The sequence below is a fragment of the Cryobacterium glaciale genome (assembly GCF_004402535.1).
GTDB classification, from domain to species: Bacteria; Actinomycetota; Actinomycetes; order Actinomycetales; family Microbacteriaceae; genus Cryobacterium; species Cryobacterium glaciale.
In genome coordinates this window covers 22,034-32,908 of sequence record NZ_SOEY01000021.1, presented here as the reverse complement: position 1 = coordinate 32,908, position 10,875 = coordinate 22,034, and the positions used below count along the sequence as shown (strand labels likewise).

10 protein-coding genes are annotated in these 10,875 nt (G+C 65.9%); 2 read left to right on the top strand and 8 right to left on the bottom strand.

The window, feature by feature from the left end; genetic code table 11:
- A partial coding sequence (locus E3O06_RS11110) for an amidohydrolase family protein (protein ID WP_166788186.1) occupies positions 1 to 605 on the top strand: 605 nt, incomplete at its 5' end.
- Positions 606 to 862: 257 nt separating this feature from the next.
- Here the strand turns inward: E3O06_RS11110 and pstB are convergent.
- The 8 genes from pstB to E3O06_RS11070 form a co-directional block, all read right to left on the bottom strand.
- Positions 863 to 1,642 carry a phosphate ABC transporter ATP-binding protein PstB gene (gene pstB / locus E3O06_RS11105; protein ID WP_134503459.1) on the bottom strand — a complete coding sequence of 260 codons (780 nt, stop codon included), beginning with the start codon at positions 1,640 to 1,642 and terminating at the stop codon, positions 863 to 865.
- 35 nt (positions 1,643 to 1,677) lie between these two features.
- Positions 1,678 to 2,766, bottom strand: a complete 1,089-nt coding sequence (pstA, locus tag E3O06_RS11100) for a phosphate ABC transporter permease PstA (protein WP_134503458.1) — start codon at positions 2,764 to 2,766, stop codon at positions 1,678 to 1,680.
- Complete coding sequence (gene pstC, locus E3O06_RS11095) at positions 2,766 to 3,707, bottom strand: phosphate ABC transporter permease subunit PstC (protein ID WP_134503457.1); 942 nt, start codon at positions 3,705 to 3,707, stop codon at positions 2,766 to 2,768. Before pstC ends, pstA begins: the two co-directional genes overlap by 1 nt.
- A gap of 157 nt (positions 3,708 to 3,864) precedes the next feature.
- Complete coding sequence (pstS, locus tag E3O06_RS11090) at positions 3,865 to 4,956, bottom strand: phosphate ABC transporter substrate-binding protein PstS (protein ID WP_241980104.1); 1,092 nt, start codon at positions 4,954 to 4,956, stop codon at positions 3,865 to 3,867.
- Between the two features lie 287 nt (positions 4,957 to 5,243).
- Positions 5,244 to 6,185, bottom strand: coding sequence for an NUDIX hydrolase (locus tag E3O06_RS11085; protein ID WP_166788185.1), 942 nt, complete (start codon positions 6,183 to 6,185; stop codon positions 5,244 to 5,246).
- Complete coding sequence (locus E3O06_RS11080) at positions 6,185 to 8,356, bottom strand: RNA degradosome polyphosphate kinase (protein ID WP_134503455.1); 2,172 nt, start codon at positions 8,354 to 8,356, stop codon at positions 6,185 to 6,187. The genes E3O06_RS11085 and E3O06_RS11080 overlap by 1 nt, the downstream gene beginning before the upstream one ends.
- Before the next feature lie 405 nt (positions 8,357 to 8,761).
- On the bottom strand, positions 8,762 to 9,790 hold the full coding sequence (gene mshD / locus E3O06_RS11075; protein WP_134503454.1) for a mycothiol synthase: 1,029 nt from the start codon (positions 9,788 to 9,790) through the stop codon (positions 8,762 to 8,764).
- Positions 9,759 to 10,451: a response regulator transcription factor gene (locus E3O06_RS11070; protein ID WP_134503453.1), complete on the bottom strand. Its 693-nt coding sequence runs from the start codon at positions 10,449 to 10,451 to the stop codon at positions 9,759 to 9,761. The genes mshD and E3O06_RS11070 overlap by 32 nt, the downstream gene beginning before the upstream one ends.
- Positions 10,452 to 10,523: 72 nt before the next feature.
- Here E3O06_RS11070 and E3O06_RS11065 point away from each other — a divergent pair, with 72 nt between their 5' ends.
- Positions 10,524 to 10,778 (top strand): hypothetical protein, encoded by a 255-nt coding sequence (locus E3O06_RS11065; RefSeq protein WP_134503452.1) that lies wholly within the window; start codon positions 10,524 to 10,526, stop codon positions 10,776 to 10,778.
- The last annotated feature ends 97 nt before the right edge of the window (positions 10,779 to 10,875 follow it).

The following is a 10,875-nucleotide window of genomic DNA, read 5'->3' as shown; positions in this document are numbered from 1 at the left end:
GCCCTGGCAGCGCCGAACTCGCCGCGGCGCGCGCCTCCCTGGCCGCCAACGCCGGCACCGCCCACCGCATCGGCCGCGCCACCACCGCCCACGGCACGGGCCGCGCCGCCACAACCGGACGCATCGAACACGCCCAGTTTCTGCAGTCAGCGGACTTCGCCCGCTTCGCCCGCCTCGGCGTCACCGCGAGCGTGCAACCGGAGCATGCCCTCGACGACCGCGACGCGGTCGAACTCAACTGGCCCGCCGGCGCCGACCGCGTCTTCGCCCTGCGCAGGCTGCTCGACGCCGGCGCCACCCTCGCCTTCGGATCCGACGCCCCCGTCGCCCCCCTCGACCCCTTCACCGCCATGAGCGCTGCGTCGTCCCGGGCCCGCAGCGACGCACGCGAACCCTGGCGCCCCGACCAGGTCATCACCCGCACTCAGGCCCTTGCCGCCTCAGCCCGCTCACGAACCCGTTTGCGAGTCGGCGACGTAGCCGACATCGCGGTGCTCGACGGCGATCCGCTCACGGTCTCCGACGCCACCTTCGAACGGATGCCCGTGGCCGCGACCCTCCTGGCCGGTCGCGCCACCCACGGCGCCGCCCTCCTGGCCGGCTAGCCGACGAGGCGCGCCCACCCCGCCCCCCGCTGGTCGAGGAGCCGGCACCCCCGCTGGTCGAGGAGCCGGCACCCCCGCTGGTCGAGGAGCCGGCACGTTTTTCGCCGGCGTCTCGAGACCCCTCGGTAGCCCCCGCCTGCCCGGCTTTCGCAGGCTGTCTCACCAGGTCTTGAGACGCGCGCGAGGTGCGTGCGCGCTCCTCGACCAGCGGTTCTTCCGGCACTCGAAACCCGCGCTGAGCGGATACCCCAAACTCCCTACCCGAACCGCCCAGACACGTAGTCCTCGGTCGCCTGCACGCTTGGGTTCGAGAAGATCGTCGTGGTGTCGTCATACTCAATAAGCTTGCCCGGCTTGCCGGTGCCCGCAATGTTGAAGAACGCGGTGCGGTCCGACACCCGCGAGGCCTGCTGCATGTTGTGCGTCACGATCACGATCGTGTACTCGCTCTTCATCTCTTCGATGAGGTCCTCAATGGCCAGCGTCGAGATCGGGTCGAGCGCCGAACACGGTTCGTCCATCAGAATCACGTCGGGCTCGACCGCAATCGCGCGGGCGATGCACAGACGCTGCTGCTGCCCGCCCGAGAGGCCCGATCCGGGCCGCGCCAGGCGATCCTTGACCTCGTTCCACAGGTTTGCGCCGCGGAGGGCTTTTTCGGTGAGGTCGTCGGCATCCGTTTTCGACATGCGACGGTTGTTGAGCTTCACTCCGGCCAGCACGTTGTCCTGGATCGACATGGTCGGAAACGGGTTGGGCCGCTGAAAGACCATGCCGACCTGGCGGCGCACCAGCACCGGGTCCACGCCCGGGCCATACAGGTTGTTGCCGTCGATGAGCACTTCACCCTCGACGCGCGCGCCGGGAATGACCTCGTGCATGCGATTGAGCGTGCGAATGAAGGTGGACTTTCCGCAACCACTGGGCCCGATGAACGCGGTTACCGTGCGCGGCTCGATCACGATCGAGACGCCCTCGACGGCCAGAAAATTGCTGTAGTACACGTTGAGGTCGTTGACTTCGATGCGCTTGGACATAAGTCCCTTTCTACGATCTTTCTAAAGCGGGAGAGTTAGCGGCCCAGCTTGGGCGAGAACCAGTGGGCGATCAGGCGAGCGAGTCCGTTGAGCACCATGACGATCACGATCAGGGTGAGCGCTCCGGCCCAGGCCCGGTCGATATACGCCTGCGAATCCGCGCCCTGGTTGGCGTACTGCGTGTAAACGAACACCGGCAGCGTCATCATGCGCTCACCAAACAGGTCGTAGTTCATGCTCGACGTGAAGCCGGCAATGATCAGCAGCGGCGCAGTCTCGCCGATCACGCGGGCGATCGACAGCATCACACCGGTGACGATTCCGGCAATGGATGTCGGCAGCACGACCTTGAGAATGGTCAGCCACTTCGGTACCCCCAGTGCAAAAGCGGCCTCGCGCAGCTCGTTCGGCACGAGCTTGAGCATCTCTTCGCTCGAGCGCACCACCACCGGAATCATCAGCACCGACAGCGCGATCGACCCACCGAACCCAAAACGGATGCCCGGGTCGTCAAACAGCAGCGCGAACAGTGCGAAGGCGAACAGTCCCGCAACGATCGAGGGGATTCCGGTCATCACGTCGACGAAGAAGGTGATGGCGCGGGCCAGGCGGCCGCGACCGTATTCGACGAGGTAGATCGAGGTGAGCAGACCGATCGGCACCGAGATGAGCGTGGCCATTCCGGTCACCATGAGGGTGCCGATGACGGCGTGCAGCACGCCGCCGCCCGCGCCCACCACGTTGCGCTGCGAGGAGGTGAAGAACGTCGGCGTCAGGAACGCGGGCAGCCCGTTGACCACGGTGGTGTAGATGATCGATACGAGCGGCAGCAGGGCGATGACGAAGGCGGCGGTCACGAGCGCCGTCATCAGCCGGTCCTTGGCCTTGCGTGAGCCCTCGACCAGGCGGGAGAGCACGTAGATCGCAAAGCAGTACAGCACCGTGCCGAACACGATCGTGCCGACGACGTTGAAACCGTCGACCGTTCCCGACAGAAAGAGCATGGCGAAGACGGCGGCCGACACGGCCCAGCTGGCCAGCAAAATCCACAGCGACGAACGTCGGGGCAGCTTGCCAGCGGTGAGCGAGTTGGTGAGCGGGGCAGCGTCCAAAACGGATGTCATCAGTTGGCTCCCGAAAATGCCTTACGGCTGTTGATGATGGCTCGGGCCAGCATGTTCACGAGCAGGGTGACCACGAAGAGCATGAGGCCGGTCGCGAGCAGAATGTTGATTCCGACGCCGCTTGCCTCGGGAAAGTTCAGCGCGATGTTCGAGGCGATGGTGTTGGAGTTCTGAGCGGTGAGTAGTTGAAAGATCACCTCGCGGCTGGGGGAGAGCACCATGGCCACGGCCATGGTCTCGCCGAGGGCGCGGCCGAGGCCGAGCATCGACGCCGAGATGATGCCGGGCAGTCCGAACGGCAGCACGGCCATGCGGATCATCTCCCAGCGGGTGGCGCCGAGGGCCAGGGCGGCTTCCTCGTGCAGCAGCGGGGTCTGCAGAAAGATCTCGCGGCAGATGGCGGTGATGATCGGCAAAATCATCACGGCGAGCACGATGGCCACCGTGAAGATGGTGCGTCCGGTTCCCGAGACCGGGCCGGCGAAGGGGGTGAACCAGCCGAACCAGTCCACGAGGTTGGCGTAGAAGGGCTGCACGAGCGGAGCCAGTACGCCGATGCCCCAGAGGCCGAACACGACCGAGGGAACGGCGGCGAGCAGGTCCACGAGGTAACCGAGGCCCTGCGCGAGCTTGCGCGGGGCGAAGTGGGAGATGAACAGCGCGATGCCGATAGCGACCGGCACCGCCATGATCAGCGACAGAATGGCGGAGTAGATCGTGCCGAAGACGAGCGGACCGACGTAGGACCAGAAGTTCGTCGTGTCTCCGCTGAATTCGGCCGGGTCGGCGACGAACGCCGGCAGGCTCTCAACCAGGAGAAAGATCGCGACGGCGGCGAGCACGGCCAGAATCAGGCTGCCGGCAATGAGGGTGGCCGAGGAGAAGATGCGGTCGCCCGGGCGTTGCCTGGCCTTGATGGTCGTGGCGGCAGCTGTGGTCATGCCGGTCTCCTAAATAGCGTCGAACTGTAGCGTCGAACTCGTGAAATTGTGCGAAAAGGGGGTGTACGGCGGCTGGACGCAAGCGGCCGTACACCCCAGTCTGCCCGATCCGCCCTCGCAGTTGTGCGAGAACGGACCGGGCAGCTTCGTTCAGTTGTTACTTGACGGTCGCGAGAACCGCGGCGACGTTATCGATGAGCTCGGAAGTCATCGGTGCGACGCCGGCGTTTTCTTCGGCGACGGCCTGTCCTTCGGCGCTGGAGATGAACTCGACGTAAGCCTTGACGAGCTCACCCTGGGCGGCATCGGCGTACTCGTTGCAGACGATCGCGTAGCTCACCAGAACCAGCGGGTATTCCGCCGGGTTGGTGGTCTTGCGGTTCAGGTCAAGCGCGAGGTCATCGGCTGCGCGGTCGGCCACGAGGGGCGATCCGACGACAACCTCGGCCGCGGCCTCGGGGGTGTAGGCCACGAACTCGTCGCCGACCATGAGCTTGGCGGTGCTGAGCGTGCCGGCCTGCGATGCGTCGGCGTAGCCGATCATGTTCGTGCCGTTGGTGACAGCGTCAACAACGCCCGAGGTGCCCTTGGCTCCTTCGCCGCCGAACGGGAAGGTGTCTGAGGCTTTTTCGTCCCAGAGACCGGAAGCAGCGGCCTGGCCGAGGTAGTCCGTGAAGTTCTTGGTGGTACCCGAGTCGTCCGAGCGGTGCACGGCGTTGATCGTCTCAGCGGGGAGCGTTGCGTCGGGGTTCAGCGCCACGATGGCCGCGTCGTCCCAGGTGGTGATCGCGCCGGAGAAGATCTTGGCGAGCGTGTCGGCGTCCATGTTGAGTTCGTCAACACCCTCGACGTTGAAGATCACGGCGATGGGAGAGATGTAGACCGGAAGGTCGACGGCCTTGGTACCGGGAACGCAGGAGGCGAATTCGCCGGCCAGCTCGTCGGTGCCCAGGTAGGAATCGCTGCCGGCGAAGTCGGTGCCGCCGGCGATGAAGGCTTCGCGGCCGCCGCCGGAGCCGGAGGGCTCGTAGTTGATGGTGACGCCGGTGTTGGCGGTCTGGAATGCGGCGATCCAGGCCTGCTGGGCGGCGTCCATCGCGGAAGAGCCGGCGCCGTTCAGGGTACCGGTGAGCGTGCTGGCCGATGCGTCGGCGGCGGGGGCGGCGCCCTCGTTTGCTGCACAGGACGAGAGTGCGAGGCCTGCGGCAATGGCGATGACCGCGGGGCGGCCGAAACGCTTGAAGTTCACGTGTAATCCCTTTCGAGGGTTATGACAAGACTGTGATTGCGAGGTACCGGGCCGGTGCTGGCCCATGAAGGAGGCTAAGCAAGTGAAGTAACCGCCGACCGTCCTGTCGGTAAACGGAAGGTAAACGCGAGATAACGCTTCCCGCGCCGGCCGCGGCCACATCTCGCACGCCTCGACGTCGTCGAGGGGTGAGTCTTGAACGTTTCAACGCCCAGGAATGGACCAGAACTCACACCTCGGTGCCCAAAACTCACACCTCGACGAGCGGATGGCCCCACCCGCGAAACTTAAGCCGTCGCGGGGTACGTCTCTATGGCGAGGATGCCCGCGGCCGGGTTCTCCGATGACAGGTGCACGATCGAGAACCCGCCGGTGTCCAGATGCCCCGCGTCCAACAGCGTCGCCGACGGCTGGCTCCCGGTGGCCAGCGCGATCTCGCGCATGATCTCCGGCAGCACCGGTCCGTGGCTGCACAGAACGGCCGTCTTGCGGGCGCGCACCCGCTTGCCGACGACGGTGCGAACATCCGCTTCGCCGCTTTCGAGCGCGTCCTGGCTGATCAGCTCGGTCTGCTTGATCGGAATCCCGGTAAAAGCCGCCAGCGGAGCCACCGTCGTGACGCACCGCGTTGCCGTGCTGGAAATGATGCGCAGCGGGCGCCACGCCGTGATCGTGTCGACCAGACCCGCCGCCTGCGACACCCCGCGAGCGGTCAGCGGACGACGCGCGTCGGGCCCGGCGCCGGTGCGCGGCGCGGCCTTGCCGTGCCGCAGCGCGATGACCGCGAACGTGCGGGTGACGCCGGCATCGACCAACGCCGAGAACGTCTCGAGAATCTCGACATCCGCCGGGTAGTTCAGATAGGTGCGGGCCTTCTTGATGGTGACCCATTCGATCGCGGCGACCTCGCCGTTCGGCACGAAGGTCGATTTCGCTATCGCCTCCGGTGTGATCTCGGCGGCCCAGTAGTGCACGATCTTGGTGCGACCGTCGGGCATGTCGTAGTGCGACACTCCGAGCGGAACCCCGAGCGCCACGTCCAGCCCGGTCTCCTCCTCGACCTCGCGCACCGCGGTGCGGGGCAGCGACTCGCCCGGGTCCACCTTTCCCTTGGGAATGGTCACGTCGCCGTGCACCGTGCGGTGGATCAGCAGCACGTGCATGCGGCCGTCGATCAACCGCCAGCAGACGGCCCCGGCGGCGTAAACGTCGGTGGATTTCACCGCCATCAGCGACGCCCGGCTGGCCGTTTGCGCGCGCTGATCTGCTGCATCAGCTTGTTCTGCATGTCGCTGAGGTGCACGCCGTGCTCGTCGAGGTCGTGCCGGGTCCAGTGGCCGGTCTCGTCGAGCCACCAGCTCGACGTACGCGGATCCATCGCCCGTTCGAACAGGGCCTCGATCTCGACCAGGTGCTCCGGATCGACCAGACGCACGAGCGCCTCGACCCGGCGGTCGAGGTTGCGGTGCATCATGTCGGCGCTGCCGATATACACCTGCGTTTCGCCGAGGTTGTGAAAGGAGAAGAGGCGCGAGTGCTCCAGGTAGCGGCCGAGAATCGACCGCACCCTGATGTTCTCGCTCATGCCTGTGACGCCCGGCTTGAGGCTGCAGATGCCGCGCACCCAGACGTCGACGTGCACCCCGGCCTGGCTGGCCCGGTACAGCGCGTCGATGATGTCCTCGTCGACCATCGAGTTGACCTTGATGCGGATGCCGCTGGTCTTGCCCTCGAGCGCGTTGTCGGTTTCCGTCTGGATCTGCTTGAGCAGGGCCTTACGCAGGTGCAGCGGGGCCACCAACAGGCGCTTGAACTTCTTCTCAATCGCGTAACCCGACAACTCGTTGAACAGGCGGGTGAGGTCCTTGCCGACCTGGGCATCCGCTGTCAGAAGGCCGAGGTCTTCGTAGATGCGGCTGGTTTTCGGGTTGTAGTTTCCGGTGCCGATGTGGCTGTAGTGCCGCAGCACGCCCTTCTCGTAGCGCACCACGAGGGCGAGCTTGCAGTGCGTTTTCAAGCCGACCAGCCCGTAGACCACGTGCACGCCGGCCTTTTCGAGCTTGCGCGCCCAGGTGATGTTCGCCTGCTCGTCGAAGCGGGCCTTGATCTCGACCAGCGCGAGCACCTGCTTGCCGCTGTCAGCGGCGGCGATGAGCGCCTCGACGATGGGGCTGTCGCCCGAGGTGCGGTACAGCGTCTGCTTGATGGCGAGCACGTTCGGGTCGGCCGCAGCCTGCTCCAGGAACGCCTGCACGCTCGTCGCGAACGACTCGTACGGGTGGTGCAGCAGCACGTCGCGCCGCGCGACCGCCGCGAAGATGTCCTGCTCGGCGTTCGGCTCGCTCGGCAGCAGCTGGGCCGCCGTCGTGGGCACGTGCTTGACGAAGTGCAGGTCGGGGCGGTCGATGCGCAGGTCGAACAGGCCGCCGAGGTCGAGCGGCGCCGGCAGGTGGTAGACCTCCTGCTCGGTCACGTCGAGCTCGCGCACGAGCAGGCCGAGGGTGACCTCGTCCATGTCCTCGGTGATCTCCAGCCGAATGGGCGGGCCGAACCGGCGGCGCAGCAGCTCCTTCTCGAGCGCTTTGATCAGGTTCTCGGTCTCGTCTTCGTCGATCTCGACGTCTTCGTTGCGGGTGACCCGAAACACGTGGTGTTCCAGAATCTCCATGCCCGGAAACAGATCGCCGAGCTGGTTGGCGATGAGATCTTCCAGCGCGATATAGCGGATGCGCTCGACCGACTCACTGCGATCCACCCGCACAAAACGCGGCAGCATCGGCGGCACCTTGAGCCGGGCGAACTCCTGCTTGCCGGTCTTGGTGTTGCGCACGCGCACGGCCAGGTTGAGCGACAGGCCGGAGATATAAGGGAACGGATGCGCCGGGTCGACCGCGAGGGGCATCAGCACCGGAAAGATCTGGTTGGAGAAGTACGTGCGCAGCGAGCGACGGTCGGCGTCGCCGAGGCTCTGCCAGTCGACGACGTCGACGCCGGCCGCGGCGAGGGCGGGGCGCACGAGGCTCTGGAAGGCGAGCGCGTGGCGGTCCTGCAGGGCGTGCGCGGCGGCCGAGATGTCGCTCAGTACGTCTTGCGGGGCCCGGCCCACGTTGGTCGGAACGGCCAGTCCGGTGAGGATGCGGCGCTTCAGGCCGGCGACCCGCACCATGAAGAATTCGTCGAGGTTGCTCGCGAAGATGGCGAGAAAGTTGGTGCGTTCGAGCACCGGCAGCGACTCGTCTTCGGCCAGTTCCAGCACCCGCTGGTTGAAGGCGAGCCAGCTCAGCTCGCGGTCGAGGTAGCGGTCGTCGGGCAGTGCCGGGTCGAGTTTTTCGATCAGAGGTTCAAAATCATCGTCAAAGTCTGTGAGACCCGAGTCTGCTTGGGTAGTTTCGCCGTCCATCTGTCCATCCTGACATCCTTGGTCATCTCACCGCGACGAACCGGGTGAACGTCAGGCGAAATATTCTCAGGGGCCTTGCTTTTTCGGCGTGGCGGCTTGGTAATTTGCCCACTGTTAGACGCGCTTCCACGCGCATAACTCCTGCAATTTGCGCCCTGACCAGTCTGCAGGCGGCTCGTCAAGCCGGGCTGGGCAGCCGGCGGATTGCCTGAATCCACCCGCCCCCCACGCGCATAACTCCTGCAATTTGTGGCCGCCAAGTTTTGCACCCCCGGAATCACGCGGAACGTGCGGCGGCGCCTGAGAATTTGCAGGAGTTACGCGTCCGTGCTCGTCCTCCTGATGCGCGGCCCGTGACGTCGGGCAGCCGGCGGATTGCCTGAATTAGCCCCGCCGACCCGGGCTTCAGTCCGGCAGGCGACGGTACTGCACGTCAACCGTGTGGTCGGCGAAACCGAGCGCCCGATAGAGGTGTACCGGGCCGAGGCTGTCGGCCTCGACATAGAGTGCGGCAGTGGTGCAACCGGCGGCGACCAGGCGGTGCAGGCCGGCCTGCATCAGCGCACGCCCGAGGCCGCGACCAGCGGCATCCGGATGCACCCCGACCACATAGATCTCGCCCATAGCGCCGTCGACCTTGAGCCAGTTGTAGCCGATCATGCGGCTGTCAGCATCCCGCAGAATCAGAAAGTCATCGGCGTTGAACCACGATTCGGCCTGCCGCGCGGTGAGGTCGGCCTCGGTCATCGCGCCCTGCTCCGGGTGCGTCGCAAACACGAGCGCGTTGAGCGCCACCCACTCGGCGTCGTCGCTCCCGACCCGAAACGCCGAAATGCCCTCTAAAGCGGATGCCCCAGCCCCCGCTTCGCCGGCCGCCGCGGTCGTCCCGGCCGAGGTTTCGGCTGCGCCGGCTTGCGGCGTTTCGCCCGCCGCAACCAGCGGCTTGCGCAGCTCCAGCAACGTGCGGGCGGCGACGAATCGGAGTTCGGTCGCGAGGGCCCGCGCTGCCGGGTGATCGCCGTGGGACCAAGCGGTCAGGCCGTTCGGTTCGGTCGCGGCCAGTTCACGAACAGCGTCGCGGCCATACCCGCGGCGCCGATATTCCGGGCTGATTACGAGGTCGATCTCCCCGCGTCCGCCGAGCGCCGCCCCGACGACGATCGAGCTCGCGACGTCGTCGCTCTCAGCGACTTCGTCCGCGACGTCGTCGCTCTCAGCGACTTCGTCCCCAATGTCGCTGGCTGGCGACACCGCCATTCCAGGAACCGTCACCAAATAGGCGGTGCGCAGGCCTGCCTGCAAATCGAACAGCGCCTGTTCATTGAACGGCGCATACCCGTCGAACGCGAGCGCCGAGGCGGCGACGCGGTGAAACTCGGCCAGCCCCGCGGCATCCGCTGGCTTAAGAGCGGACAGAATTCGGAACCCGCTCATCGTTCTCTTCGTGCACGTTGAATCGGTATCCGACGTTTCGCACCGTGCCGATGAGCGACTCCTGGTCGCCCAACTTGGCCCGCAGGCGCCGCACGTGCACGTCGACCGTGCGGGTGCCGCCGAAGTAGTCGTAGCCCCAGACCTCGCTCAGTAGCTGTTCGCGGGTAAAAACGCGCGACGGGTGCGCCGCCAGAAACCGCAGCAACTCGAATTCCTTATAGGTGAGGTCGAGCGGCTTGCCGTGCACCTTCGCCGAATAGCTCGCTTCATCGATGACGACCCCGGCCGCGCGAATCGTGTTCGACGGCTCGGTGCGGGCGAGGCGGCCAGCGGTCAAGCGGATGCGCGCATCCACTTCGGCGGGCCCGGCCGTGTCGAGGATGACATCATCGACGCCCCAGTCCGGGCTGACGGCGGCGAGGCCGCCCTCGGTGATCACGAGCAGCAGGGGAGTCGAGCTGCCCATGGTGCGCAGAATCTGGCAGAGCGATTTGGCCGCGGCGAGGTTGCTGCGGGCGTCGACCAGGATGAGGTCCGAATCGGGTGCGTTAATGAGCTGGTCCGCTTGGGCAGGAATCAGCCGTGCGCTGTGCGACAGCAACGCCAGGGCGGGGAGCACGTCATTGTTGGCCGCCGAGGTCAGGATCAACAACTGCGCCACGGGCGCCCTCCAAGTATCTCGAATTTCATACTAGCGTGCCATGGAACGCGGGCGGTCAGGCACAATAGAGACGTGAACTGGCATTGGAAAACGATTGCAACCGTGTGGATCCTGGCGATTGTGGGCGCCGTTCTCACCGCGATTCTGGCCACTCCGGCTTCCGCGATCGGCTGGATAGGCCTCACCCTGGCCGTCTGCACCCTCGTCACGCTCGGCCTGCAGATCGCCACCGGCAGCAAAGAGGGTTACGTCAAACGGGTCACGATGAGCATTGCCGGAAGCCTGGTCATTCTCGTGGTCGCGACCGTCATCGTCGCCCTGGTCTGACAGTCCCACTAGACTCGCAGCATGGATCTGTTAGCGCTAGAACTTTTCTTCCTCGGCCTGCTCGGACTTGCCAGCTTGTCGATCGCCTGGGTTTCCG

What these genes read in the sequence shown, in the direction of transcription:
- pstA (WP_134503458.1), bottom strand. Translation starts at nt 2,766, where the DNA reads ATGACATCCGTTTTGGACGCTGCCCCGCTCACCAACTCGCTCACCGCT.
- E3O06_RS11085 (WP_166788185.1), bottom strand. Translation starts at nt 6,185, where the DNA reads ATGGCGGTGAAATCCACCGACGTTTACGCCGCCGGGGCCGTCTGCTGG.
- mshD (WP_134503454.1), bottom strand. Translation starts at nt 9,790, where the DNA reads ATGAGCGGGTTCCGAATTCTGTCCGCTCTTAAGCCAGCGGATGCCGCG.
- E3O06_RS11080 (WP_134503455.1), bottom strand. Translation starts at nt 8,356, where the DNA reads ATGGACGGCGAAACTACCCAAGCAGACTCGGGTCTCACAGACTTTGAC.
- pstB (WP_134503459.1), bottom strand. Translation starts at nt 1,642, where the DNA reads ATGTCCAAGCGCATCGAAGTCAACGACCTCAACGTGTACTACAGCAAT.
- pstC (WP_134503457.1), bottom strand. Translation starts at nt 3,707, where the DNA reads ATGACCACAGCTGCCGCCACGACCATCAAGGCCAGGCAACGCCCGGGC.